This window comes from Singulisphaera acidiphila DSM 18658 (assembly GCF_000242455.2).
Lineage (GTDB): Bacteria > Planctomycetota > Planctomycetia > Isosphaerales > Isosphaeraceae > Singulisphaera > Singulisphaera acidiphila.
On the sequence record NC_019892.1, the window covers coordinates 5,457,034 to 5,483,685 of the forward strand.

Sequence of the window (26,652 nt, forward strand, 5' to 3'; positions counted from 1 at the left end):
CGCATCACGCGCTTCATATTTGGTTTGCGACTGCCTGGGCGATCGATACTGTAGCGACTGCCGTTCCCCTCTGGCAATCGAAACAGCGGCTTGAGGGGGGATTGAAGATCCCAGGGTTCCCCCGCCGGATTCGCGGACTCGACCGGGGTGCGCTCGGCCAGGCGCGAGAGAAAAAAAAGCCGCTCGGACGACCATGCCGAATCGCAGTAAGTTCAATCCCAAGAATACTCTATCGAATCCCGCTTTGATTGCGAACGTGGGATTCATGAAGAGGGGTATGGGCGGCCGTCGTGGTCTTTTTTTTATTTTCTGCCGCCTGCCTTTGGCACCATCGCATCGGCCAGGGCCACCGCTTCGCCGAGCCAGTCTTGCCTTTGGTCGGCGGGGGGGGACCAGTCGGCCGACCAGCCGAGCCATTTGACGGCGAGGAGGAGGCGGCAGGCATCGAGGTCGGCCGAAAACTGATCCGGCAGAGGGGCGGAGCCGGCCAAGGCCATGCGATAGCTTTCCGCCATTTTGAAACGGTCTTCGGCCGGCCAGGAGCCCGAGGTCAACGCGGCCAGGTCGATCAGCCCGGGACCGATACCAGCGGTTTCCCAGTCGACTGCACAGACGCGGCGGCTGTTCTGTTTGGTTTCGATCAGGACGTTCGACGCATAAAATTCACCGTGGATGAGCGTGGTCGACATCGCAGACAGGCGGTCGAGGGCGTTGAGGAAACCTTGTTCGAGGCGATCCCAGATCGGCCCCCGCGCTCGCTCGCCTTGAAAGGTCCGGGCGCGTTCGAGCCAGGTGCAAAAGTGGTGCGCGTCATAGCACAGGAGCGGAACGGTCTGGGAACGCGGGGCGTCTTCCCCGGCGAATCCGAGGTGCAGGCGAGCCAGCCATTGAGCCGCCTCTCGCCAGGCGGAGAGATCGCCGATCTGAAAGAGCGCGACCCCCGGCACCCGTTCCAGAAAGAGCCAGCAACGCCTGAGCGATTCACCGTAGTACTTCGCCGTGCCGAGGTTCGCTGCGTCCAGCAATTCGCGATAGACTGCCGGTTCGCGGCGCGGGTCGTGAAGAAAGGAGGGCTTGACTCGGCGGGCGGTCTCGTGGAGGTCGCTCCTGGAGGACGATTTGAGGAGCAGCCGAAGCGTTTCCCCGCCTTCGATGACCGCGTCGATCTCGAGAAGGAACGAACTCGTCCAGTTCGGTGACGGCCGGGTGGAGAGTTGTTCCATCCGAACGGGCCGGCCGAGGCTTTGTTGGAGAACTTCGGCCAAGACGATCGGCAGTTCAGTCAGATCGAGGTGACCGCCCGCGTCATCGGTCGCCATCTCGGAATTTGTCATGTTATTTTATTTATGTAGCGAAGGCCAGGTTGAGGAGGCGATCGAGTACCTTGTCGGAATCCAGATATTCTTCTGCGATGTGGCGTGCCGCGCGGGCGTGTCGCGGATAATCTCCCCGCACGGCGTTCACGGCTTCAACAGCTTCATCGACGGTTTTAAACGTGAAAAGACCTTCTCCCACAGGGATCTCCCCTTGGAATCCGGTCTCCTGAACGATGGCGGGGCGTCCTGAAGCGAGGTAGCAGGCGGTCCGGTCGCTGAACCAGCCGCAGCGTGAGAGGACGTATCCGCTCTTGGCCGTGCTGAACTCGGCCTCGGACTGTTGCACGAATTTGCGGAACCGGGCCGGGGTGTTGGCCAGGCGTGCGGGGTCGAGGATCTGCCAGCCGTTGGCGGCCAATGCCTCGAGATCAGGGACCTCTCCCGGATGGATGGCCAGGGCCGGCATGAACGGTGCACGGGCCCGGGCCGGCAGGTCGAAGAGCGTTCGAAAGGTATGGGCCTTCTGCCCGAAGAGCAGGCCGCCGTGCTCGATCGATCCGTAACCCCGCCAGTTGGCCACCGTGGTGAATCCGTGGTGGCGGATGAGGCCGGCCGTCGGCCAGAGCGGGAGGACCACGGGGGGCCAGGTCGCAACCCATTCACGTCCGCAGGTTGGCACGTCGCAACCCGGTCGGCCGACGGCTCGGCCGACGGTCATGAAGAGGGTGTGCCCCTCGTAGCGCATGTCGATTCCATGCTTTTCCTGCCAGAGCTGATTGAATGCGGGATCAACGTCGATGTAGACCCGGCGCGGGATCGACCCGATCAGGCCGGGATCGGTGAGCATGCCCGAGACGTTGACCAAAAGGTCGGCGCGGCGGGTCTCGCGCTCAAGCCGGTCGTAGGAGACGCCCACCGTTTGCCGAGTGCCTGCAAGCAGGAGCGCCGAGGATCGCTCGAGCCCCAACGATCGAACGACGCGCCGGAAGAAGGCCGCGTTGTCCGATTCGGCCAGGGAACTTCCCGCCGGGCGCAGGGCCGTTGCCTCGATCGGTTCGACGAGGAGGACGTCGTGGCCGAGCTTTCGAAGACCGAGGGCGTATTGCAGGACGACCCAGCTCGCCCCCCCTTGATTGGGATGGCCGGCGATCATGCCGCTGACGAGAATTGTGGCGCGGGTCGCTTTCATCGATCCATCCTCAAACACTCTCTCACGTCGTGGAACGAGCGAAGCGCGATGCCGGTCTCAGCCAGTGACGAACGAACCGAGGGGGCGCAGAGGGCGGCAACCTCGTCGGCCCGCTCCGTGCGATAGACCGCCGGCGCGTCGTTTCCCAGCCCGGGGTGGCAGGCCAACTCGGTCCACCCCTCGGGCAAGCCGTTGAGGATTCCGACGAGGTTTTCTGCTGTGATTGCCTGGGGGAACGGTTCGCCCCGCGAGGTCTGGCCGTAGAATCGCCCACAGTAGCGCACCTCGGGGTGAGCGTGGCGGACGGGAATCCCCCATCGCTGCGCCGCCTCCAGGACGACGGAGCGAAGTGGCTCGTCGCGATGGGCGTGTTGATGCGAGTCCAGGTGGGTGGGGGGTCTGCCGACGATCTGAAGAAAGCGGTCGATCTGTCGCGCCGCCTCGGAGGCGCTGGCCGCGCGGTCGTTGGGGAGAGGGACGACCTGTCTTGTTTGATGCCAATCGCCGTCGCGAAAGAGCCATTCGCCGAAGTCGAGGTGGAGTCCGACGCTGAGCTCCGGATTCAGGCGGGCGTAGGCCGCTGCGTCTTCGGCCGCCGCCCCGCCGGTCATCAAGCTCGCGCTGGTGACTAGCCCTTCCTCGTAGGCGCGGATGACCCCTTGGTTGACGCCGTCACTGAGGCCGAAATCGTCCGCGTTGACGATGAGGAACCGGGTCATCGGGTTGCGCCCTTCCCTTTCTTAGGCTGGGGATGGAGCCCGATTTCCTCGCAGAAGCGACCCAGCACATGCTGGGAATCGAAATGCGATTCGGCGATCGCCCGCGCTGCCTGCGCATGGCACGCAGGGTCGCGGGCGATGCGTTCCGCTCCCGCGACGGCCTCGGCGAGCGTCCTGAACGGGATCAGGCCCTCGCCGACCGGTAGGTTCCGGCTGAAACCGGTGTCTTGAACCAGGGTGGGGCGTCCCGAGGCCAGATAGCGGACCGTTCGGTCGCTGAACCAACCGCTCTCGGTGGCGACGTACACCCCTTGCGCGGCCGAAAACTCCGCCCCTGAAGTGCTGACGTAGTCACGGAACTCGTCGAGACCGCCGGTGGTTCGGTGCGGGTCGACGACGTTCCAGCCCTGTTCGAGAAGGGCGTCGCGGTCCTTGAAGTCGGCCGGATGGATGTCGAGGGCGATTTCGAAGGCCAGGGCGGTCTGTCTCGGCATTTCAAGAAACTTGCGGAACTCGTGTACCTTGAGGCCGAAGGTCGTACCTTTGTGGCTGACGGGTCCATACGCTCCCCGCCAGCTTGCGATGGTTGTGAATCGATCGAAGCCGAGCGAAGGGCAGGTCGGCCAGTCCTCGAGTGTCACGGGCTGGCGGATCGGCCGCCAGGCGATGCCGTTGACCGGAATCTCGCAGCCCGATCGGCCGATGTTTTCGCCGATGGTGTAGTAATAGTCATGTCTCGCTAAACGGGTTCCGGCGTTGCCTGCCGCATGCCAGAACTGCGTGTAACCGGGGTCGAAGTCGATGTAGACGCGGCAGCCGACGCTGTCGAAAAGGGGGGCAAGATTCCAGTGCCCGGTGATGTTGACGAGTGCCTTGGCGGAACGCCCGAGGTCGGCCAGATCCGTGGGCGTCAAGCCGAACGATCGTTCGTCGTCCTCGCAAATGAGTGCCGAGAGGCCGTCGAGGCCGAGCTGCTCGGTCGTCTTGCGGAAGAAGGCGAGGTTTTCCGAGTCTTCAAAAGGGCAAGGTTGGCCGGCGGCGTCGACGCAGCAATCGCGCCGGATCTGCTCGACGAATGCGACCTCGAACCCGAGCGCGCGTAGGCCGAGGGCCCAGCTCAACACGGCCCAAGCGTTGCCGCCGTTTCGCGGTTTGTTGGCCAGGGCTCCGGCGACGACGACGATCGACATTGAGTGATGCCTCGATCCCATTTTTTTCCTGGCGAGCGCTTACCAAATTTTCAACCACGAATGACACAAATGACACGAATAAAAACAAAAAAATCAATCATTAATTTCATTTTTTTTCTTCATTCGTGTCATTTGTGTCATTCGTGGTTAAATTCTCTTTTTTCCTGGCGCTCGGCAGTTGGTGCGCGAATCTGAGTAAGGAACGCTGCATGAGGGTGTCCTGGCAGCCTTGAGCGACCTCCATCGAATTCGGATGCGCACCAACTGCCGAGCGCTTACATTTTTTTGATTCAGGCAATTCCGAGCTTGTTGAGGAGACGGCCCAGAACGCGGTCGGAGTCGAAGAACTCCTCGGCCAGGGCGCGTGCTCCTCTGGCCTGTTTCGCGTGGTCGCGCTCCACGATCTCGACACCGGCGGTTGCTTCGTCGAGGTCGGAGAACGTCAGCAGGCCGAGGCCCGTCGGATAAAGCGATTGGATCCCGGTGTCCTGAGCGAGCACGGGCCGTCCGCTGGCGAGGTAGCAGAGGCTTCGGTCGCTCAGCCAGCCGCCCTGGGTTTTGACGTACAGATTCTTGGCGACCATGAATTCCGCTCGCGACCCTTGGATGTGGGTGCGGTATCGCCAGGGGTCGCCGGCAACTTGCGCCGGGTTGACGAGCGACCAATGATTTTCGGCGAGCATCGCCAGGTCTTTCACCTCGTCGGGATGAATGTCGAGGGCCAGTTCGAAGCGGCGGCCGGACTGCCTTGGGAGGGTGGCGAACTTTCGGAATTCCGGAGGGCGCAAGCCGTAGGTCTGGCCCTGGTAGGTCAAGGGGCCGAACGCTCCGCGCCAGCTCATGACGCTCGACCAGCAACGTCCCGGTTCGTCCTCATGCGACGGCCACTGTTCGAGCACGACGGGCTGGGGCGTCGTCAGCCAGTGGAGCCCGCAAGTGGGAATGACGCATTCGGGGCGACCGATGTTTTCACCGATCGTCACGAAATCGTCGTGCCCCTGGAAAATGTCGGCCAGCCCTTCGGCCTTCCAGATCTGCCCGAAGCCAGGATCGATGTCGAGAAAGACGCGGCGCGGGGCGCGGGCCAGAATCTCTTCGTCGGCGAGGTAACCCATGACATTCAGCAGGAACGCGGAGCGGCCGACACGCTCGAGCACGTCGGCCCGAGCGAGGCCGACCGTCCTTGTTCCGCGCCCGATGTTCAGGGAGTAGTCATTTCCCAGCCCGAAGCGTTCCATCAGGCCGGCCAGTTCCAGGGCGCTCGCGGTCAGGTGCGGCGCGTGGCTATCACCGGCCGGGTCGATTTCCAGTTCGTCGAGAAAGAGGACATCCCACCCCAGCCGACGAAAGCCGAGCAGGTATTGCAGGAAGACCCAGGCGTGGCCCCCGCAACCGGGTCGACGAGCGACCGCTCCGGCGATGACGATGGTGTCGCGCATCAGATCGTGGCCCGGGCTTGGAAAAGCGGGTCGTCAACGAGGGGAATGCTTGGGCTTTGGGGTGGCCTGATCGTTTGAGTCGTGCCTGGCGCAGCCACGATTTGAGCGGGCCGGCGGTTGTGGGAAGCATGGCCGAAATGGCTTTCGAACGCCCCCTCGATGCAATTCCCCAGGGCCTCGCGCATCTTGGCGGGGTCGAATCGGTCGCGGATCAGCCGGAGCGCGTTTTGCTGAATGCGAAGCCAGAGCGCTTTGTCTTCGTGCAGGCGGAGCGCTTTGAGACGGAAATCATCGACTCCGTCACCGACAAGCGCCTCGGCGCCGTCGGTCACTTCCAACTGTTGCGCCAGCAGTGGCGAGAGGACGCACGGCAGGCCAGCGGCCATCGCTTCGATCACCTTGTACGGCACTCCTGCGGCGAATCTGTGGGGGGCGAGGAAGACGCGGGCCCGGTCGAAAAAGGGTGACACGTCGTTCACGTAGCCGGTGAGAACCACGGACCCAGGCGCGTCGGCCGCTGTTGTCGAGGCGGGGACAGGAGCGCCGACCACGGTCAGGCGGGCGTTTGAACGTTCCCGGATTGCGGGGAAGATCGCGTCCAGCAGCAGCCGGAGCGCATCGGCGTTGGGAGGGGTCGCAAGGCTTCCGAGAAAGAGATAGTCGCGTCGGGCATCAAACGATGGCGATGCGTTTCGTGTGAGGATCGAAGCGCCCCAGACGAGAACCGGGATGTCCGGGTTGTGCTTCGTAAACAAGGCACGCTCCTGTTCGCTGACGGCGATCACGGCGTTGGCGTCGTCGGCCAGGCTCAACTCCTTACGAAGTCGTCGCTTGCTCTCGAGCGGGGGGAGTGGATTCTTTCCCTCCACCTCGGCCTGGAGGGCATCGCGGAGACAGAAGACCGCCTCGGCGTCGTAGATGACGGCGGCTTCCGGGTTGAACTCCTTGATCACCGGAATCCAGTGTGCATTGTGGGGTCGGCTCACGAGGATCGCGTCGTAAAGGTCGTGTCTTTGCGACAATCGCTCGCGGATGTTCTTGACCCCGTGAAGCACCTCGATCCCGAGCTGCTGAAGCTCTGACGTCGCCGGTTCGAGAGCCGTGACGTTGTTGAGCGGGAGGAACGTGACGATGTAGCCCAGCGAGGCAAGCGACTCGAGCAGAGTGCGGGCCCGAGGGAAGCCGCTCCCCAGGCCGGCGTCGGGCACGCGGTCGTCGGCCACGAGGATCCGACGTCCTTCGCGGCGGTCCCGGGCGAGCCATTCTTCCCCCGATCCCGCCGCCGGATACTGCCGGAGCTTGAGACGCCACTTCGCCCGAAACCGGGCGCGGTTGCGAAGTTGGAGCTCAACCGCATGACCCGCCTCGCTGCTTCCGAACTCGATGTGGAAGACGCAGGCCCGAGGCTGGTAGACGACCCTGAGGTCGGCCTCTCGAATCGCCATGCAGAGGTCGGTGTCCTCGCAATAGGCGGGCGCATAGCGAGGGTCGAAGCCGCCGAGCGCGAGAAAGAGGTCCTTACGCATCAAGAAACAGGCACCCGAGCAGTAGTCGACGTCTCGAACGTAGTCGTACTCCGGGTCGGTCGGGTTGGCGTTGCGGCCGTACCCCAAATTTGAGCCGTCGCGCCAGAGAATTCCCCCCGCTTCCTGGAGGCGGCCGCTCGGATGGACGAGCTTGGGGCCGACGCCCCCGCAGCGCGGTTCGGAACGGGCGGTCTCCACGAGCACGCTCAACCAGCCCGGCGTACCGAGCGTGTCGTTGTTGAGGAAGCAGACGAATTCCCCCCGGGCCATCTTCGCCCCACGGTTGCACGCCTCGCCGAAACCAAGATTGCAGTCGTTGTTGGCGACCTGGATGTTCTCGACCCGGGAGAGCAGCGCCTCGGTGTCGTCGGTTGAGGCATTGTCGACGACGATGACTTCGAACGGCACGTCATCATCGGCGACGAGGAGGCTCTCCAGTCCCAGGAGGGTGTAATGAGCCTGCTGATAGGTGGGGATGACGATGCTGACGACCGGCTCGTCCACCTTGGGAAACCGAAGCCGACCGGGACCGGCGAGGAATTGGCGGAGCTTGATCCGGGCGTATTCTTCCATCACGTTCGCGGCTTTGGGGGGCGGCGACGGCGAATAACCGTTCCGGGAAAAGGCGCTCGCGCGTGAGGATCGGCCGTTCCGTGCCAGGGAGGTTGATCCGGAGAGCCGGAAGATGATGCCCGCCTCGTTCGTGCAGACGCATTCGTGGTGGGTTCTCAAGTGGCTTTCGAACTCGGTGTAGTGGGAAAGCCACCAGAGTGAAGTCGCCGGCAGGATGAGATATTCCCAACCTTGCGCCCGAAGGTTTTCAAGATGTCCGACGGCCTCCTCGCTGTCGCCGGGATGGTGGCCGGCATAGCCGCCCCCCTCCGCCTGAGGAAAATGCGCGGTCTCGCGATCAGCGACTCTGAGGAGATCCTCGTCCCCCTTGCTGACGATGAGGATCCGCTTTCCCGCCGGGATGAACTCGCCGGCCATTCGGCGGATTGATGAGATTAATTGCTGATATGGTATATTGTGATTATTTATGCGAGAAGCGTGCGAGTCCATGATCAGAATCCCTCTGAGCTGGGAGCGGCGATGGAGCTGGTATTCAAGGAATAGGGGGGCAGTCCGTTTCGGGAGAGGCGGCGCAGGTCGAAAATCAGGCAGGTGTCGGCGATCCGGACGGGGGGTGGGCAAGATTCCTCGAGCCAGGTTCTCAGGTCTTGGTAGAAATCGAGATACCAGAATTGAGGAGCGGGAATCACCAGGTACTCGACGCCGCGCCTGTGCCATTCCAAAAGATGGCCGACCGCCTGAGCTCCGTCGGCCGGGTGGTGGCCGAGAGGGCTGCCGGCTTCGTCGCAGGGGAAATGCCAGGCCCGCCGGGTTCCCAGGTCCAGCAAGTCTTCATCGCCTTTGCTGACGACGGCCGCCGTGGCTCCTTCGGGGAGGTGAAGCCGGACCGCCGTTCGCAGGCGGTCGACCAGCATTCGATAGGCGTCGGTGCGCTGGGAGTGGGGTGACCAGCTCTCCTGCCACTTCGCTTCAAACATCGCTCGATTGTGATGCCAGAGTCGACCGTACTCGCCGTCGTTCAACGCGCCGAACGAGGCCTGGCCGAAATGGTGGACGAATGCGTCGCGGGCGCAGACGACTCGATAACCGGCCGCCTTGGCTCGTCGCGCGTAGTCGTCGTCCTCGAACAGGCCGAGTCCGAAACGCTCATCGATCGGACCGAGTTGGTTCCAGACGTCGCGGCGCATGGCCACGCAGAACATCGCCAACATCCCGATTTCAAACCGCGTGCCGGCCTCGATTTCCGACAGGCGATCGGCGAGCTCGACGAGCCCTCCATAGGTCGTGTAGTCGGTCGCGAGCTGGGCCTCGTTGCAGGTTCGGTTGGTCAGCGGCCCAACCAGGCCGAGGTCGGAATGTTTCAGGTGGCGGACCAGGCGAGCGTCCCAGTCCGGTGGGACGATGGTGTCGTTATTGAGGAGGATCAGGACGTCGCCGGTACTTTCGGCGAGTCCTTGATTGTTGGCCTGGGCGAAGCCCCGATTCTCCGCGTTCAGGAGGGGGCGGACGCTTGGCGTCAGCGCCGCCAGTTCCGCGAGATAGTGGGGCGTCCCGTCATGGGAGCCATTGTCGACGACGATGACTTCCAGGTCGGCCATCGACGAATTGGCGAGGACGCTTTCCAGGCAGAGCCGGCTAAATGCCAGTTGATTGTAAGTGACGACGATCACGCTGATCCGCCCGACGGCGGGCTCGCCCGTCCGCGCCCTGAGAAATCGCCCAAGCCGATCCGACAGCGGGGTGGCAAGCACCTCGGTCATGGTCTCCGGACTGAGCCGGGTCGGATTGCGCGAGACGGGGTTGAGGTTCAAGGCGTCGTCGAACACAGCAAGTGTCCGGCGGTCCGAAACGCTCAACAGGTCGTCGTCGACGATCATCGTGGGATCGTGAGGGATCACGCGGGCTGCCTCTGGGGGGCGCTTTGGAGTTCGTACAACTGACGATAGAGCGGGCAAGTGTGGAGCAGTGACTCATGAGAACCCTGGCCGACGACCCGCCCTTGGTCCATCACCAGGATCGTATCGACGCTTCGGATCGTGGAGAGGCGATGGGCGACGAGGAAGGTCGTCCTCCCCTCCATCAGGCGATCGAGGGCGTCGAGGATGACCGCTTCGGTCCGCGAGTCGATCGAGGAGGTCGGTTCGTCGAGCAGGAGAATCGGCGCGTTCTTGAGGAACGCCCTCGCCACCGAGATTCGCTGCCGTTCCCCCCCGGAGAGCTTCGCCCCGCGCTCTCCGACCACGGTGTCGTAGCCGTCGGGGAGTTTGCATATGAACTGATGCGCGTTGGCGGCCTTCGCTGCGTCGATGATCTCGTCCATCGTTGCGTCGAGTCGACCGTAACGGATGTTGTTGGCGATCGTGTCGGAGAAGAGGAGCGGCTCCTGGAGCACGAGGCTCACTTGCTTCCTGAGCGATTCGAGAGTCAGCGAGCGAATGTCTTCGCCGTCGAGAAGGATGCGCCCGTGCGTCGGGTCGTAGAATCGGAGGATCAGGCTAATCAAGGTCGTCTTACCCGCCCCGGTCGGGCCCACGAGAGCGACGCGCTGGCCGGGAACGACCTCGAAGTCAATCTCCTTGAGGGTGTCGACGCGATCGGCGTAGCGGAACTGCACCCCCTCAAACGCTACCTGGCCGAGAGCGCGGCCCGAGACCCGCGCTCCCGGCGGGTCGCTGACCTCGGGGATCGTGTCGAGCAGCTCCAGGGTGAGCCTGAGACTGACGATCTGATCCTGGAGTGAGCCGACCGTCTGGCTGATGGCTTCCAACGGCTTGTAGACCGCCGCGACGTAGGACAGGATCACCAGGAGTTCTCCGACCGTGAGCCGGCCTTTGAGGGCATGGTAGGCCCCATAGCCGAGCACGAGCGCGGTGCCGCATGCCGTCGTCATGTTCACCGCGAGGGAGAAGAGGGTCTGACGCACCGTGAGGCGAACGCGCTCGTCAACGGCTTGGGTCCCCTGAGCGCGGTAGCGGCGGTACTCGTGGTCTTCACGGCCAAACGCCGCGATCACGCGAATCATCGAGATCGCCTCGTGGATCACCGAGAGGGTCTCGGCCTCGAACCCCTTGACCCGGACGATCTGAGGCTGGATGTGCTTGACGTAGTAGCGCGTCGAGTAGTAGAGCAAGGGGACGATGCTGACCGAGAGCAGGGCCAGTTTGGGGTCGATCAGGTAAATGACTGCGAACATCCCGAAGAGGGTCAACGCGTTGGTCGCCAGCGGAGGGACGGCCATGATCAGGCCCGAGGCCGCGTCACACTGATAGCTGATCTGATAGATGAGCATTCCCGAGCGGCGACGGTCGTGGAAGGCCATCGAGAGCCGCTGGGAGTGGCGGAACAGGTCGCTCCGAAAGTCGAGCCCCATGCTCAGATTCAGTTTCGTGTTGACGTAGTTCTCCAGGACATGCATCAGGTTGTTGAAAAAGGCGATGAAGAGGCCCCCGGCTACGGCCAGGGCGAGCACCGCGGCGCGGTCGCCGGCCAGTGGGCCGAGAATCATGACCACGATTCGGGGGGGAGGGGCTCCGCCCAGGGCGTTATCGACGAGAATCTTCAGCGGCCAGGGAGTCAGCAGGCTCGCCATTGCGGTCGCGGCGATGATCAGGACCGACGCGACGGCCAGACCTCGGTACGGTTTCAGGTAATGGAGCACCCGCCAGTAGAGTCTCACGGTCGGTCACTCGGAAGTTTATTTTTGCGGCGATCGTCGTCGGCTCCGGCCGATGCGATCAAAGGGCGTCGATCAGTTGAGAGAGCACGCGGTCCGAGTCGAAGAACTCGACCGCCACTTGCCGCGCGGCGCGGCGGTGGCGCGGATAGTCGGTGTTGATCGTTTCGATCGCCGCCGCCGCTTCTTCAAGGTCTGAGAAAGCGAAAAGCCCCTCGCCGGTCGGGAGATGGCCGCTGAAGCCCGTCTCTTGAGTGACGACGGGCCGGCCGGCCGCCAGATAAGTCGCGCTGCGGTCGCTGAACCAGCCGCTATGGAAACGGACGTTCTGATCCTTGGCCACGGTGAATTCGCCCCGAGAACCGGCGACGTAACGGCGGTAGTCGTCCGGGTCGCGCGAGACGTCCAGGGCGTCGCGGACCGACCAGCCTTTCTCTCGGAGCATCCGGCGATCGTCGTCGCCGCACTTCCCCAGCGCCAGCTCCAGGCGTTGGTCGATCCGGGACGGAAGATCGAGAAGCCTCATGAACTCGTGATGCTTGCTCCAGGTGTACGTCTCGCCTGCGAACGCGAAGACGCGTTGAGGCTGGCACCAGTTGCCGACGGTGGTGAAGGCGTCGCCGGGGCCGACGTCCTGATCCTTCCAGAAGTCCAGGACGACGGGTTGGCGAGTTGCATGGAATGAGTAGCGGTCGCAAACCGGCAGCGGGCAACCGGGCCGGCCGTAGTCTTCGCCGAAAGTAAAGAAGGCGCAATGCGCGTCGAGGAATGCGACGGTCTCGGGGTTCCCGTCGGCCAGCTCGATCTGGGTGGCGACGGGGTCGGTCTCCAGGTAAACCAGGCGACCGGTGGCACGCAGTTCGTTTGTCGGAATCGTTCCACCGTGGAGATTGATGATCCAATCGGCCGTTTCGTAACGACGAGACAGCTCCTGCTCCGAGAGTCCATAGCAGCGGCCGTCGGAATGCATCGCGAGGAAGGCCCAGTGGCCGTCGAGGTCGACCCGACGGAGGATCCGGTTGATGAACGCGGCGGCTTTGATCGAGCCCTCGACGTCGTCCGGCCCGAGGAACATCGAAGGAGCGACCCCGTGCATCTCGACATAGGTCACGTGGTATCCGAGCCTTCTGAATCCGAGCAGGTAATGGAGCGTTTGCCAGACGACCCCGCCGACGGGCATCTTGGCCATCATGCCGAGCACGACGATCGATTTCGGGCCGTGAACGTTCATGCGAACGGCCCCCCCACGCTCGTCGTTTCCAAGCCGCCGGCCGCCGAGGCCACGGCCTGCTGGTTCTCCGCCTTGCGCGAGATCCATCGCCGGCCCTGAGGTTCCTCGAGGGGAGGGCAGGGGGTCAGCCCGATTTGGCCGGCGACGGCGTCAAACCAGTCGACCACGCGGTCGGCCGCCCGGCTCGCCTGCCACCAACGGGCGGCCAGGAGTGCGCTTGTGGCGGTCAAGACGATGGCCGCCGGCTTCGGAAAGGTCAGAGCGAAAACGGGGAGTGCGACCGCTGCGACGGTCCCGATCGCCTTGACCCACTGCGCGAGGCTGAGCCGGTAGCAGACCCGGATCAAGCAACGGCCTCCGCCGTGATCTTCCTGGACCGTGCAGACCTTGAGGATCAGGCCCGCCCGGCAGTACACGCCCAGGTCCCAATCGGACCAGCCGGAGTCGAGCACTCGAGCCCATTTCCGCTCGTTCAAGGATTCCACGGCGCGGCGGAGTAAATCAATCCGGTTGGGCCCATTCTCCGACCAATAGGCTGCGAATCGCGGTCCGAACCAGGGCCAAGAGCCAGGCGGGCTCAAGGAGGCCGAGCCTTCCGCCTCGGTGCGGCCTTCACGCGGAACGCGATGCGCGATCAGTCGCGTCCGGTATCGGAACCAGGATCGAACCAAGGGCTGAAGATAACATAATAAAGCGATCAGCGGACGGGTCGTCCAGCGCAGGTGGCGGCGGTCGGGACGGGCCTGAGCCGCCCGCAGCGCCGCAACGAAGACCGAGAGCGCGATCATGACCGCCGAGAGCGCGAAGAGCGGTCGGCCGACGACAAGAGCCGCCGCCGCCGTCGCGAGTGCGACGGCGTGCCATTCCAACGTGCTGGGGAGCATCGCCCAATGACCGGCGTTCGGTTGGTAGACGCACTGGAACAGGCCGGTCCCGAAAGTCCCCCGGTAAATCAGCGGGGAGGAGAGCCGGAGGCCCACGGCCGATGGTCCATACACGACTCCGTGCCACTTGCCGCTGCCCATCGCCGTGAATCGGTCGGGATGCGTGAATGAGAGAAGTGCCTCGGCCTCGCCGTAGCCGGCCTGCTGCTTGAAGTAGCGGCGCGGTGTGTGGCGGCGGTGGTGCCAGACGCACGCGCCCGGCGCGAACGTGATCCGGTAGCCCGCGTTTTGAAGCCTCCAGCAGACGTCCACGTCGTCGCCGGCTGTTCGGAAGCCCGGATCAAATCCGTGGATTGCCTCCAGGGCCTCGCGACGAAAAGCCATGTTGCAGCCGGGAACGTGCTCGGCAAGCTGGTCTTCCAGCAAGACGTGCGTGGGCTGCCCGGGAGAGGCAGCGATGCAGCCGGCGAGCCAGCCGTCGTCGGGCGTCAAGTTGGGACCGCCCACCGCCGCTGCGCCGTTGCGATTGAGCTGGTCGACCAGGTGGCTCAGCCAATCCGGGTCGGCAAAGCAGTCGCTGTCGGTATAAGCGATGATCGACCCGGTGGCTGTCGCGAGGCCGACGTTCCTTGCGACGCTCAGGCCCAGGTTCGCTTGGCGGATCGCCGTAATCTCGGGGAACCGTTCCAGCACTTCGCCCGTGGCGTCGGTCGACCCGTCGTCGACGACGATGACTTCATAGTCGGGATAGTCGAGAGCCTGAAGCGATTGCAGGCACTGGTCGAGCGTCCGACCGCCGTTGTACGTGCAAACCACGACGGAGACCCGTGGAGTCTCTCTCAACAAGGCGTGCGGGCGGAGTTCCCCGTCCAGCTGCAGCGCATGATAGGCGGCTTTCGGCGTTCGGTCGGTTTGCGTCACGCCGAAGGCCCAATTCTCCACCTGATGCCCCCCGGTGTGCCAGTCGTCGGTCCATGAGAAAACGAACGCACCGGCCAACCCCGCCATCATCGCCTCGCGCAGATGACCGGAAAGGAACGCCGCCTGGGCGGACTCGCCGTTGCGCATCGTATCCATCCCGAGTTCGCCGAGCAGCAGCGGGCGCTCCCCGGTGAGATTCTGAAGCCGGAGAAGATACGAGCGAAAGACGGCCGGGTCGTGGAGGTAGACGTTGAACGTCGACAGGTCGAAGGAAGACAGGTCGAGATATTCGGTTGGAGGATAGTTGGCGTAGGTGACGAGCCGTTCCGGGTCAGCCTGGTGGGCGACGTCGCACAGGTCGGCGAGAAAACGCTCCACCCGCCGGACGCCGTGCCATCGCACGATGTCGGGAGGGACTTCGTTCCCCACGCAGTAGGCCAGGACACCCCCTCGCTTCCGCCCGAACTCCGCCGCCTCCCGCACCGCCCGGCGAGCCTCCGCCCGGGCGCGGACGCTCTGGAGAAAACAGAGATGCTTTGGCCAAGGCACATCGATCAGCAACGCCATCCCCCGTGCCTCGGCCTTCTCCAGCAGCCAGGCGGGCGGAACATGATAGGTCCGCAAGGCGTTGATACCCGCCTCGGCCATCTGGAAAAGATCGAAGTCGCAATGGGCCGGGGAGGGAAAACGGCCTCCGGATGCGTCGGGAGCGAAAGGGCCGTAGGTCACCCCTCGGATGCGGAAGCGTTTGCCGTCACGGGCAAGAAACTTGCCGTCCAGGAGGATGCGGCCCGTCCCATTCGGCCGTGAAACGACCGGGGGTTCCTCGGGAGGGCCATAGACGCTCATCGTGTCGATGCAACGGGTCATCGCGTTATGGTTCATGAGGGAATCTAGGGGTGGTGACGCTCGACGACCGCTGGATCCGCTAGCTAGGTTGCCTCTGGCCGACTTGGTTGACCCCGCGCGACAGGATTGCGCCACCACCGACCCCAAGATGCCTTGCGCGGGAAGGCTTCCGGTCGTTGTTGCGTTCGTGGTTCCAGGCGCATCGCGGGATCTCGCAGGAGAAGTTGCCGTGATCTCTTGGCTTCTTCGAGATTGTTCACAACGACCGGGATCGTCGCAAGAGCTTGCTGGAATCTCCTGTCATTCTTTTGCTCACACCAAAACGGGATCAATCGTGAGTCAATGCAGATTATCTGGAAAAAATCGAATTCAATAGAAACGAATTTCAGTAATATCCTTGGGGACAGGGCTCGATCAAGCGACGCAACTGCAAAGAACGAGTTCGGCAGCATGGGCGATGCGGGTTGATCGAGGCTGAGCAAGGTCTCCCGGAAGCGAGGCGCACCCCCTCTTTGTTTTTACGGGTTGGGTGACACGACGACGAAAAGAATAAGGATCAACGGATTCCGGCACCGCTGGGTTGAGACCCGCCCGCCACACTCACACGCGTCGCGGACGATGGGTTTTGGGGGAGCCACGACGGCCTTGAGTCTTCGCCGAAGACAAGGGTTCCTCGCGACAAAACTGTCGATCGTTCCGACGCGAGGTCGTGAACCATGAGATCGCCTCGCAGGCTTTGCAAGCTCTCGTAATGCACGAAAGCGATCGAGCGGCCATCGGGCGACCAGACCGGAAACACATTGAGTCCGTCTTCGGCAATGGTCTGTTGCGCTCCACCGTCGAAATTGGCGACGACGAGCCGCATACCGGCGTGGGTCGTATCCCAATCGGTAAACGCGATCTGTTGACCGTCGGGCGACCAGGCCGGCGCGGCGATGAATGGGACGTCCTCACGAACGCGATGGACCTTCTTCCCGTCAGGGCCGACGACGGACAGATCGACCACGCCGGGTTTGTCTTGACGCACCGAGACGAAGAGAATGCGGGTTCCGTCCGGAGACCAGGCGGGCATGGCGAGGTTGGCCGCGTCGTTGGCGAGTTGCCGGAGACTGCTCCCGTCGTTCCCCACGACGTGAAGACTCCAGGCCGTGTTGTCTGGGCTGGCTGCGAACGCGACCTGGCGGCCATCGGGGGACCATGTGGGGGATTTGACGAAGGGGAACGCTTTTTGAGTGAGGTTCCGCGGATATTGGCCGCTGGCGTCGGTGACGACGATATCGGTCTTGGCGTCGGCGAACGCGAGTTGACGGCCGTCGGGAGACCAGACCGGAGAGGCTGACCATGCCTCTCGAAGCAGGGTGCCCGTCCGCCGCGTGGGATCAAAACGAATCAATTCCATCGCTCTGGGATTGCGATGAGAAGAGTAGAGGGCCAGGGCTCCCGAAAGTTCGGGCTTGTCGGGAGCGGGGTGATTGGAGTTTGCCCCGATTGTCGCGACGACGCGGAATCCGATGAATGCGCTGGAAGTCCACGGGGGCGAGACACGGCGGTTGATCAGGCAGCCCTCTCCCGTGAAGAGCCAGTCCGCACCGCGGACGACGCGGAGGAAGCCTGAGTTGGGGCCTTGCGGGTCGTCGGTCGGCGAGTGGAGGTAATAATCTCTCTCAAACCAGTCGGAGCACCATTCGAAAACGTTTCCTCTCATGTCGTACAAGCCGAACGGATTCGGAGCGTACGACCCGACGGCCATGATGCTCAGGGGCTCCTTGAGATGCTCGCCGAGGTTTTCACCGGTCACGACGTTGGGTTCCGGTTCGTGCTCGTGCGGTTGATCGTCGCCCGCCCGGCAGGCGTATTCCCATTCGGCCTCGGTCGGGAGACGATAGGCGCGTCCCAGGCGGACCTCTTCCGGAAGCGCTGAGAGTCGCCAGCAGAATTCGGCCGCGTCTTCCCACGAAACGTGTTCGACGGGCATCATTCCCGTGTCTTGAGCCGTGATTCCTTTCAGGCCACGAGAGGGGTCGTGCCAACTTGGGTTGGCAAGCATCAGCCGACGGTACTGTTCCTGAGTCACCTCGAACGCCCCCATGTAATAAGGGCGGGTGATTCGGACCCGGTGAGGAGGCGTTTCGGAAGGTACGTTATTGTCGAGATCTTTATCAGGACGCCCCATGATGAAGTCGCCGGGGGGAATGTAGGAAAGCTCCATTCCGATGGAATTGACAATTTTGCGGGGTTCGTTGGGCGATTCAATCGTCTTTCGGGCGGCGATCTTGTGGGAGGTGACAGGCTTCTTTGCCGGCAATTCCAGGCCGTCTGCATCGATCCGATCGCCGGGTGTTTCTCGAGAATGCATGACGTGCCAGAGTGTCGGCGCGATGGAATCGGGGATAAATCGCACCGCTCCATCGAGGAACAGGGCGTTGACCCCCCCCTCGTGCCGACTCCTCGCCGTCGCCTGGGCGTTCGACTGCCAGTAAGAACAACAGGGCATTCCCTCTTTGGCGAGCGCATCGGGGCCGAAGATCTCGTGGAGACTGCCGCACCCCACAATGTCGTCAGCCCGGTCCCCTGGACTGTTCGGCCCGGCGTCGTCTCCTGAGGCACCGTGGGCAAACGTGATGCTCCCCCCGATTTGCCCCAGCGCCCAGACCCCCCGTGAATCGACGGCATGGATCCCCGCCCGGACCTCGTCGACGGTCACCAGAGTGGACATGCCGTTGCGAAACTCGCCGGGGCCGAAGGCCCGGTTGATCCCGGCCACGCCGTTGCCCCACCACTGAAACGTCCCCGCCTCGCGATCGAATTCGTAATGATAGCCATCAGCGATCGGGGCCGACGATCGCCCTGGATAGCGTCCCGCGGCCTGAGACCCCCCATTGATCGCATAATTGCCTCGGACAAAATCGGCGCTGATCTTCCTGACGGAATCTGTATATCGGTAGCGATTGTCCGTGCTGTTGGATGCGTCGTCCGGGCATCGCAGGACCGCCAGCGGCGTCGTTCGGGGTTTCTCGTTCTGGGGAGCGGTTGCGGGGGCTGAGTGGTCGAAGGAATTGGCCAGCGTTCCCTCCCCGAGTTGGGGCAAAATCAATTGAAGCCAATTTTCGTAAGTCACGTGTCCTGTGAGGGGCGCGGCGTCCATGCTTCCCACATCGAGGCCATTTGCCGTCCATCGAGCCGCGAGAGGGAGGGTTTGGTGAGTCTCCATGTAATGATTCAAAGCGACGCCGATCTGTCGAAGATTAGCTCGGCATTGGGAGCGCCGACTCGATTCACGTGAGGCGAGGATCAGCGGGATCGAGATGAGAACCACGAAACTCGTCAAGCCAATCAAGACAAAGGCTTCCGTTCGTCTCCATCGCAATCCGTAATCCGGCATCCTTCTCCTCCTCTAAGCTTAAGCTGTTGGCTAATGCTTTCTTTGATGTTTTGATGAGATTCCAGGACCCGTAAGTCATTCTAAGGATGACCAGGTCTAGCGGTTTATTAAGTTTCTTTGGATCGCGAGCCTGATCGCAACTGTCTGTCTGCGGCCTCGCTCAATACGCCCCTTGATCGATTTTTTCCCGCCCGTTCCGCGTGGCGAGAGCCTGATAGACGGCGGGATTGATGGACCGTTTAATCGGACGGATCGAGCCGTCACCCATCACGAACTCGATGATTCCGCTGTGTGGCCCGCCGAATGATCCCGGTGAAGTTCCCGTCCCCCCCATCACTTGAGCGAGGACCTGCGACTCACCGCGGCCGTTGCTGAGCGCACCCGCCCATGAGTTTTGCACGATGTTCGCGCCGCGTTCGCCCACAGCGAATGTATTGCTCAGTCCGTCGAGAACATCGCGGATTCGGATGGCCCGGTTCTTCTGAAAGAGGCCGTTGCCCGACAACGATGAGCCCGACCCCTGGTTACCGGCATAACTTGTCGTCTGAACCTCAACGGCACCACCCGCGAGAGTGGACGACGATTGGAACCGGCCGGTCTTGAGGTCGCTCGGGCAAACGTAGATCGAGAGCGACGTGATCCGGGTCGTCTGGTTCGCGGGGAGATCAATGGGAAGGTTCAGGTTGGCCGAGTTGTAGACCGACGTGTGTTCGATTTGGGCGAGACAGGCCGTCGACCAGGCCCAGCCAGGCGCTACCCCCTCGGTCTGCCCCACCCAGGCAAGGTAACCGATCGGCAATGCATCGTGGGTGGCCGCATAGTTGTGGAAGGCCAGCCCCATCTGCTTCAGGTTGTTCTGACAGGACGTACGGCGGGCCGCCTCGCGAGCCGCCTGGACGGCCGGAATGAGCAAGGCGACGAGCACTCCGATGATCGAGATCACGACAAGCAGTTCGATCAGCGTGAAACCAATGCGAAGCTCCTGTTTCGCCCTCTTGGCATGTGTGGAAAGCCGATGGCGGCGCGGGCCGCTCGGACGCCCCTGGCTCACTCCCCTGACGGCGAGGAAATGCATCGACGATCCCCTGGGTGACAACGGGAAACTTCTCGGAGGCTCTCACGGAAGCCGGACGAATGGCCGAGGCCAGGTTATTGCGATGAATCCGTGCTTGATTTTTCCTGCGATTGCGTGGCTTCGTCCACGCATTGGGAGGTGCGGCGACTTGGTGCAGACCTCGCCTTCTAATAGCGATCCTGGCCAATCACCTCGCCCCCGGAGACTGTTCCCAGCGCCTGCCAAACGGAAGGCGAAATCGTTTCCTTGGCGAATCGAACCGAACCATCTCCCAACAAGAGATTGACGCCACCGGGATGCCGACTTGTTGATGAAACGAGCATGGGGCTATTGTAGTCTTGTGAGCCGCCGAGTAGGCAGCTTGAAGAGAGTGGAGTGAGAATATGATGGTATCGAGTATAGAAAACATTCCCGTCAGCCCAGCGTTGCCCCGACCACTCAAGATTGCCGCTGAATCGGGCCGTGAATCCGGGCGAAGTGCGGCAGGCCTCGAGTCCATCCTTTGACTGATAATAGTAGTCCGCCAGAGGATCAACGAACTCGGGTGTTCCGAGACAGCGCTCGCTGAAAAAGGCCGTGTTGCTGAGCCCGTCGACGACGGAAGCCGAGCGGGTCGAACTCTGGTAATAGAAAGGCCCGTTGTTGAGGCCACTGCGATCAGGAGAGTCGTTAAGCAGGTTGTAAGGAAGGGTGCCCGCGTTGGCCCGATAGCTGTTGTGCGCCGTCCAGAGCGGGTCCTCCTGATCGCCGATTTCGTCCGGATCCGAAGGGCACAGAAATCCGCTGACAACGGTCTTGAGTGCCGTGTTGTTCAGCAAACCGATGGGCGTATCTTTCATCCAGGACACGCTGGAAAAATTCAAAGAGTTGAAAAGCGGTTGCTGCTCCATGAACGGAAGAAGTTGCGATTGCGGAGACCAACGTGCGACAAGATCCTTGGGGCCGCCCCCCCCGACTCCGAACGGGTAAGCGCCGAGGGTGCTCTCGTAATTGGCCAGCGCCAAGCCGATCTGCTTAAGATTGTTCGCACATGAGAAACGTCGGGCCGTTTCGCGGGCCGCCTGCGTGGCCACAAGAAGGAGCTGAAGCAGGAGGGAGATGATGGAAACGACGACTAAGAGCTCGATCAGCGTAAATCCTGACCTCGGCGCGATTCGAGCTTCGATCGGCTTAAACTGTTTATCACCGCGATTCAGTGAGTCAAGGTACGGGATGAACATGGACGACCTCCCGGTGGTTGACGAGCACTGTGACTGCCCTTACGTTAATTAGGATTCGTGTTTGAGACGGTCCCACCTTAATTTTCCGGCGCTTTGGTGGGCTCGATCAGGATCGGTTCGATTCGGTCGATACTCGCGCACAATGATTTCGCAGTCATCGCCGTAGATCTCCGGAAATCTCCAACTCCCTACCTCAGACCATCCGGAAGGCGGAGGAACCTTACGCGTTCCCTTGTCCCAGCGGTCAATATCGACGGCCCAGAACCGGAACGAGGGAAGCCCTTCCAACTCGTCGCCCGTGACATACTCCCCGGGCCTGACCACGGCCGTCCCGTGATAGTGGCTGTAGCCCCCCGTTTTGAACGTGCGCCAACCGGCCCGGTTTCTCGCGTGTCCCTCCATCGAGGGCGTGAGCATGGGCGAGCAGACGACCGCCAACTCGCCCGAACTCCGCCGATCGTCGAGAAAAGCCGACGCTCCGCGCGCCCCCGGCTTTTCCCTCCAGGCCGCGCCCTCGCGCGCGTATTCCGCGTACACCCAGAGAAAACACAGCAGAACCATCGACCCCGCCAATCTTCGGCTCAACCCTGGGCGGAAACGATCGATCAATACGGCGATCCCTACCAAAAAAAAGAGGTGGGCAAAGAGAAAGTAATGGGTGATGAAAATGGGCTTGAAGACGATCGAGATGAGAATGCTCAACAAGAAAGGAAGCCATGCCGACAGAAAAACAAACCATTCCCCCGAACGGGCTCGCCAGAGAAGAGCGACGGAAAACGCGACGCAGAGCTCAATGGTGATCAGTCCCGCGTTGGTCGAAGCTCTCTCATGCTCTGATGACATGAACATTTGATACAACCCGTCCACGACCGATTCCGCACTCACCGGCCCGACCCAGAACTCCTCGCGCACCTGCTTCGTCTGGTTGAGAAACCCCGGCAGCCAAGGGAGATAGCCGATGACCAGCAATGCGAGGGCGATCATCCCATACCTGATGCGCAGGTCTCTCACGACATCCGCAATCCGCCATCGATGGCGAACCGCCGAATATCCGACGACGAACAAGAACTGAGCCGCGATCGAAAACAACGCATAGTATTGCGTATACGCAAACGCGAGCGCGACGATCGCATACCACAGCCAGGCTGATCCTTTCTGAGAAGGGGGACGGACAGCTTTCAACAAGAGCCAGCCTGAGAACACGGCAAGCGTGGTTCCCAGCGTGTACATTCTCGCCTCACTCGCCCAACGAACCTGAAAAACGCTGATGGAGGCGAGGGCCGCCGCCATGAGACCGATCCGATTTCCCCGGCTCTCTCCCTCTCCCGTCCGCATGGATCCGTCGAGCGGCCATTCGTCACGAAACGCCTCGCGTGTGAATAGGTAGATGCCGACGACCGTCGATCCCCCGAGGATGACGCTGAGAGCACGCAAAGCCGTCGGCGAGTCGCCGAAGACGATCACCCAACTCTTGAGCAGCAGGTAATATAAGGGGGGGGCCGTATCCTGAGCGACTCTTCCGATCATTTCCCCCCAGGGAAAGGTGATCACTTTCCAGGAAAAGCCTTCGTCGTACCAGTAGCTTCGATCGCCCATCCGGCTGGCGCGTAATGCGAGAGCGGCGATGAGGAGCGCCAGGAGAACGTAGCCCGAACGCTTGGCGCTAAACCCGCCTGCATTCGAGGAAGCCTCCGCGTTACGGTGAACGTGCTCTGTCATCCGCTTCCACCTCAAAGAGGATGCCCGTTGCGTGGCGGTTGCCCGCTCAGGCCATTGCTGGAATTCACGGGCTCTCTGAAACGCCAATATCGTACCCCGCTCCGAGCGGAACCCTCCGCCCGAAGAAATCCCGAGTTGCGGGAACTCCGCTCAGCCGGGTCGACAGGTCAACTCCCTTGTCGATCAATGGTGAGTCGGGTCGAAGCCGATAATCGGTTAACGAATGGAGTTGCTCGGGGTCCGTAAGACGTTTGCCGCCACTTCCTTCGAATCCGAATCGAGGGTCGAGGTGCACGCCAACGATTTTTCCGTCGATGGTCTCTTGACCCGTCGCGGCCGACCAGGCGTTCAGGCTGGAATAGTCATCGACCTTGAATTCTCCTCCCTTTCCCCAGTAACAATTCCCTTCGAACAACGCGTGGCTCGCCCCACGGACCTGCGGGCCGGTTTCCGAGAGGAAGAGGTTGTTTCGGAAATGGAAATCCTTCGGATTCCCTTGAAAGAGCGAGACGCAAGGCGTCTCGGCAGTACTGCGGATCGTGTTGCCATAGATCTCGCAGTCTGAGAAGGTATTTGGCGCGGTCTCGTTCACGCCGACCCCAATGCCGGCGTCGCCATCGTCTTCGCTGATGCAATAACGAATCGTGTTGTTCCGGAACGGCCACATACTTCCGTAGTCGTAAAGCAGATATCCCCAGCTTTTGTTATGATGGGAATAATTGTATTGCATGATGGAATTCGTCACTCCACCATCGAAGTCGAAGCCTCCGCCGTCGAGTCCTGGGCTTTTGTTGTGATGGGAAATACAGAACTGGATGAGCACTCGGTCTGCATTGGAAGCGCACCAGATGCCGACCGGGCCGTTGCCGGTGCGGGGCATGTCCCACCCGTTCTCGGCGGCCTCGCAGTATTCGATCGTCGCTCGAGAGACGTTGAAAAGGACGATGCCATTCCCACTATGGTTCTTCAAGTTCGTCGGGTCGCCTGGATTATTGATCGCCCGGCACCGCCCCACGTAGATGTCTTCCGAACGTCCTCCGTCCGCGCAGATTCCGGCGAACCCATTGTCATGGGCGTAAGCACGCGTGATCCGGACGTCCGAACATCCGTCGATAAGAATCCCGGCTTTTTGGAACCCTTGGGTTTCGGCCTGATCGACGCGGAGGTGTCGACCTTTCGCCAAATGAATTCCGATGCCTTGGTCATTTCCTGTCTTTCGTCCCGATCCGACGACGTTCAAATCGCGCACCGTGATCCAAGAGGAACCGTCGACGATCAACCCCGATCCGTCTCCGCCGTCGATCGTGGCGCGGCCCTTCCCATAGGAGCCGACGACGATGGGGGCATCCGGTAAGCCCGCGTCATCTCCGCCAAGCTCTAGCCGACCGCGATAGGTATGCCCCCCCTCAAACAAGAGCTGATCTCCCGCTCGGAAGGCTGTACGGGACGCGGCCGATGTCGTTTTCCACGCGGTTGTGGTCGAAGTCCCCTGATTCGTATCGCTGCCCGACGGACTGAGGTAATAAGTGGTCCCGTGAGTTGTTGAGACAGTTGAGGCGAAGACGAGTGCAATGATGACAGTACGCCAGAACAAGAACACGCATCCATCCTTTTACGAGAGTATGGCCCGATCCTCTTGGAGCGGTTTACGTTCGTTTTTCGCATGATTTGGAGGACAGGGTCTTCTTGCACCTCAAAATTGTCTCAGGACCTCGTCGGTATCGGGCAGACGGATTAACCCCGGTCGGAGCAACCAACAGCCGACGGGTCACGAGTCTGTCGGCAAGATCCCCTTCGACTCGTCGGCTAATTTTGAGGCAGCCCATCGACCAATTTCGCACGTCAGTCAGAATGGCATGAACGAACAGGGACAGTGTAATGTGCCGGTGCCGGTTCGTCCAACGCCATATTTTGCAATCTACCGATCCTCGCCGATTCGAGCTTCTGCCTGGCCAACTCGAAATCACGATCCAGGAGGGTTGTCGCCATTATTTTCGGTGCAATCGACGAAAACGGTCGCCGGGGTTGAAAGGCGGATATGCTGATTTTGCTTGAGGTTGCGTCAAGAGGATCCAGAGCTTTATAGCCGCATGTCCACCCGTCTGTCGTACTGCGCCTTCGGCACCAGTGGCTCCGTACGTCAGCACCGGCTCCCAGATCGGCCCAACGATTTTCGCCTTTCATCAAGTAAGCGGCCAAAATCTGTCGTGGATCGGCTTGTGATTCGGCCGACTTTCGACCGCGAGGCTGGCGGAATCCGGCAATTGCGCCCATGGACCTGGCGCTGTCGTTCGGTCTGCTTCAAGGCGACCATTGCGTCCGTAGCACGACCGGCAAAGTCGCCGTCGGTCATGATTGGGGTCTGACGTGTGACCCCCGGTCGATCGTGGACGACCCTGCTTTGTCTCGCCGCCGTCGGTGGCTGGCGCATTCCGTCGCCGTCAAACCCGATCGATCTGAGTCTCTTCGGATCGATTAACCGGCGAGGAACGGGTCGCGTTTCGCTGAACCCGTTTCCCCCTTTTTTTCATGCGATCGGCCGTGGCGCCAAGCTTCCCGTAGGCGGGGCCCGGCCACCATCTTAACCTTTGCTTTGGCAAGGAGATGGGGATGGTGGGCTGTGCTCGATCCTAAACGGATCGATGTGTTGTTGAATGATTGCTGACTTGTTGTGGGGTTGGCGAAGTCTTACCCGTAGTCCCGGGGCGGCCTTATCGCTTTTTCTCTAACTCCTTGAGCCAGTTCTCGGTGGAGTCGGCTGTTGGGTCGATCTCCTTCAGCCAGGTCGGCTCCGGGGGCTGGGACCAGAAGTCGGAGCGGGAGGATTTGCTGGGTCGGTTCCTGCCTGGGCCCTGGGGGAGGAGGGCTTCGATGAGGACGCCAAGCGGGCCGAAGACGGCGCCGAGCATCATTCCTTCGACCGGCTGCCGCCCCTTCTGGCTTGCGACCCAGGAGCCGAACCCGCCGAAGAGGGCGATCCCCGCGGCGCCGATGACGAACAGGATCGTGAGGTCTTCCATTGCAGATTCCTCAGTGGTGCTGCACCCGGCATTCCTCAATGACGGCCGGGCGGGCCCTGCTGCGATTAAGAAGAAGCCAACGCACCGCCGAGCTAAGCTGTCGGCGATATAAAATGGATCCCGCATGAAGAACAGGCCAAAGTTGTTCCGGCCTTCTCGATGGGAACCCGGGTGGGGAACCCGCAAAGGCAATTGAATCGAACGGTGTCCCCCTCTCGTGCGATGTCGTTCATCTTGGGACCGAACATTTTGAGATACTTATTGTAAGCTTCTTTCCTGGCTTTCTTTTCGTCGTCGTCAGTCTTTACGTTCGACCAATCCATCAGATAGGACCAGTCTTCATAAGCCGGGTTCTTTGGCTTGCCCGGATTCGAGGTCGGCATCGTTGAGGATCCGATGGGACCTGGCATCAGCCGAGGATTGAGCGTAGGCAGAAGGGCGACAACGATGACGCCGAGAGGACCGAAGAGTCCGGCGATCATGACCGCTTCACCAGCAGAGCGGCCCTTCTGCGTCGCGATATACATCGCGAGAACGACAAGCGCGATCCAGGCTACGATAATGCTTATGAAAAAGAACGATGGTTCATCACCTGCACTGGCCACAATGATCGCGTCATTCATTTTTAGCTCCCTAGGGTATGTGGATTGTCTTTGAGTGAAGTCTGCAGTCCTTGGCCTTGATCGCGGGATGGATCTGCGCCGAGAGATGCGACGGCCCGTTTCG

17 protein-coding genes are annotated in these 26,652 nt (G+C 61.7%); all 17 read right to left on the reverse strand.

Features of this window, described 5'->3' with window-relative positions:
* Nucleotides 1-302 precede the first annotated feature (302 nt).
* Entirely contained in the window at nt 303-1,334 is a 1,032-nt protein-coding gene (locus SINAC_RS21570; protein ID WP_244884896.1) for a phosphotransferase family protein, read from the reverse strand.
* A gap of 10 nt (nt 1,335-1,344) precedes the next feature.
* Entirely contained in the window at nt 1,345-2,505 is a 1,161-nt protein-coding gene (locus SINAC_RS21575) for a glycosyltransferase (RefSeq protein ID WP_015247713.1), read from the reverse strand.
* A complete protein-coding gene (locus SINAC_RS21580) occupies nt 2,502-3,224 on the reverse strand; it encodes a carbohydrate deacetylase (RefSeq protein WP_015247714.1) in 723 nt (240 codons plus the stop codon). The genes SINAC_RS21575 and SINAC_RS21580 overlap by 4 nt, the downstream gene beginning before the upstream one ends.
* Nucleotides 3,221-4,414 (reverse strand): glycosyltransferase, encoded by a 1,194-nt coding sequence (locus SINAC_RS21585; protein WP_015247715.1) that lies wholly within the window; start codon nt 4,412-4,414, stop codon nt 3,221-3,223. The genes SINAC_RS21580 and SINAC_RS21585 overlap by 4 nt, the downstream gene beginning before the upstream one ends.
* A 290-nt stretch (nt 4,415-4,704) precedes the next feature.
* Nucleotides 4,705-5,853, reverse strand: coding sequence for a hypothetical protein (locus tag SINAC_RS21590; RefSeq protein ID WP_015247716.1), 1,149 nt, complete (start codon nt 5,851-5,853; stop codon nt 4,705-4,707).
* Nucleotides 5,853-8,369 carry a glycosyltransferase gene (locus SINAC_RS21595; protein WP_020467178.1) on the reverse strand — a complete coding sequence of 839 codons (2,517 nt, stop codon included), beginning with the start codon at nt 8,367-8,369 and terminating at the stop codon, nt 5,853-5,855. The genes SINAC_RS21590 and SINAC_RS21595 overlap by 1 nt, the downstream gene beginning before the upstream one ends.
* Nucleotides 8,370-8,443: 74 nt before the next feature.
* A complete protein-coding gene (locus tag SINAC_RS21600) occupies nt 8,444-9,829 on the reverse strand; it encodes a glycosyltransferase family 2 protein (protein WP_020467179.1) in 1,386 nt (461 codons plus the stop codon).
* Nucleotides 9,830-9,846: 17 nt separating this feature from the next.
* Nucleotides 9,847-11,628 (reverse strand): ABC transporter ATP-binding protein, encoded by a 1,782-nt coding sequence (locus SINAC_RS21605; protein ID WP_015247719.1) that lies wholly within the window; start codon nt 11,626-11,628, stop codon nt 9,847-9,849.
* Between the two features lie 58 nt (nt 11,629-11,686).
* On the reverse strand, nt 11,687-12,856 hold the full coding sequence (locus tag SINAC_RS21610; protein ID WP_015247720.1) for a glycosyltransferase: 1,170 nt from the start codon (nt 12,854-12,856) through the stop codon (nt 11,687-11,689).
* Entirely contained in the window at nt 12,853-15,546 is a 2,694-nt protein-coding gene (locus tag SINAC_RS21615; RefSeq protein ID WP_015247721.1) for a glycosyltransferase, read from the reverse strand. Before SINAC_RS21615 ends, SINAC_RS21610 begins: the two co-directional genes overlap by 4 nt.
* A gap of 520 nt (nt 15,547-16,066) precedes the next feature.
* A complete protein-coding gene (locus tag SINAC_RS21620) occupies nt 16,067-18,892 on the reverse strand; it encodes an SUMF1/EgtB/PvdO family nonheme iron enzyme (RefSeq protein ID WP_015247722.1) in 2,826 nt (941 codons plus the stop codon).
* Nucleotides 18,893-19,052: 160 nt separating this feature from the next.
* Nucleotides 19,053-19,967, reverse strand: coding sequence for a DUF1559 domain-containing protein (locus SINAC_RS21625; RefSeq protein WP_015247723.1), 915 nt, complete (start codon nt 19,965-19,967; stop codon nt 19,053-19,055).
* A 167-nt stretch (nt 19,968-20,134) separates the two neighbouring features.
* On the reverse strand, nt 20,135-21,187 hold the full coding sequence (locus SINAC_RS21630; RefSeq protein ID WP_015247724.1) for a DUF1559 family PulG-like putative transporter: 1,053 nt from the start codon (nt 21,185-21,187) through the stop codon (nt 20,135-20,137).
* 48 nt (nt 21,188-21,235) lie between these two features.
* On the reverse strand, nt 21,236-22,906 hold the full coding sequence (locus tag SINAC_RS21635) for a glycosyltransferase family 39 protein (protein ID WP_015247725.1): 1,671 nt from the start codon (nt 22,904-22,906) through the stop codon (nt 21,236-21,238).
* Nucleotides 22,907-22,970: 64 nt separating this feature from the next.
* The gene (locus tag SINAC_RS21640) at nt 22,971-24,506 is read right to left on the reverse strand and encodes a right-handed parallel beta-helix repeat-containing protein (RefSeq protein ID WP_015247726.1); all 1,536 of its coding nucleotides are present in this window, start codon (nt 24,504-24,506) and stop codon (nt 22,971-22,973) included.
* Between the two features lie 1,111 nt (nt 24,507-25,617).
* On the reverse strand, nt 25,618-25,926 hold the full coding sequence (locus SINAC_RS21650; RefSeq protein WP_015247727.1) for a hypothetical protein: 309 nt from the start codon (nt 25,924-25,926) through the stop codon (nt 25,618-25,620).
* A 92-nt stretch (nt 25,927-26,018) separates the two neighbouring features.
* Nucleotides 26,019-26,549: a hypothetical protein gene (locus SINAC_RS21655; protein WP_015247728.1), complete on the reverse strand. Its 531-nt coding sequence runs from the start codon at nt 26,547-26,549 to the stop codon at nt 26,019-26,021.
* Between the last annotated feature and the right edge of the window lie 103 nt (nt 26,550-26,652).

Excerpts from the sequence above, each read along its gene's own strand:
- SINAC_RS21585 (WP_015247715.1), bottom strand. The coding sequence starts at position 4,414 with ATGTCGATCGTCGTCGTCGCCGGAGCCCTGGCCAACAAACCGCGAAAC.
- SINAC_RS21620 (WP_015247722.1), bottom strand. The coding sequence starts at position 18,892 with ATGCCGGATTACGGATTGCGATGGAGACGAACGGAAGCCTTTGTCTTG.
- SINAC_RS21610 (WP_015247720.1), bottom strand. The coding sequence starts at position 12,856 with ATGAACGTTCACGGCCCGAAATCGATCGTCGTGCTCGGCATGATGGCC.
- SINAC_RS21630 (WP_015247724.1), bottom strand. The coding sequence starts at position 21,187 with ATGTTCATCCCGTACCTTGACTCACTGAATCGCGGTGATAAACAGTTT.
- SINAC_RS21580 (WP_015247714.1), bottom strand. The coding sequence starts at position 3,224 with ATGACCCGGTTCCTCATCGTCAACGCGGACGATTTCGGCCTCAGTGAC.
- SINAC_RS21635 (WP_015247725.1), bottom strand. The coding sequence starts at position 22,906 with ATGACAGAGCACGTTCACCGTAACGCGGAGGCTTCCTCGAATGCAGGC.
- SINAC_RS21600 (WP_020467179.1), bottom strand. The coding sequence starts at position 9,829 with ATGATCGTCGACGACGACCTGTTGAGCGTTTCGGACCGCCGGACACTT.
- SINAC_RS21655 (WP_015247728.1), bottom strand. The coding sequence starts at position 26,549 with ATGAATGACGCGATCATTGTGGCCAGTGCAGGTGATGAACCATCGTTC.
- SINAC_RS21625 (WP_015247723.1), bottom strand. The coding sequence starts at position 19,967 with ATGCATTTCCTCGCCGTCAGGGGAGTGAGCCAGGGGCGTCCGAGCGGC.
- SINAC_RS21590 (WP_015247716.1), bottom strand. The coding sequence starts at position 5,853 with ATGCGCGACACCATCGTCATCGCCGGAGCGGTCGCTCGTCGACCCGGT.
- SINAC_RS21570 (WP_244884896.1), bottom strand. The coding sequence starts at position 1,334 with ATGACAAATTCCGAGATGGCGACCGATGACGCGGGCGGTCACCTCGAT.
- SINAC_RS21575 (WP_015247713.1), bottom strand. The coding sequence starts at position 2,505 with ATGAAAGCGACCCGCGCCACAATTCTCGTCAGCGGCATGATCGCCGGC.
- SINAC_RS21650 (WP_015247727.1), bottom strand. The coding sequence starts at position 25,926 with ATGGAAGACCTCACGATCCTGTTCGTCATCGGCGCCGCGGGGATCGCC.
- SINAC_RS21615 (WP_015247721.1), bottom strand. The coding sequence starts at position 15,546 with ATGAACCATAACGCGATGACCCGTTGCATCGACACGATGAGCGTCTAT.
- SINAC_RS21595 (WP_020467178.1), bottom strand. The coding sequence starts at position 8,369 with ATGGCCGGCGAGTTCATCCCGGCGGGAAAGCGGATCCTCATCGTCAGC.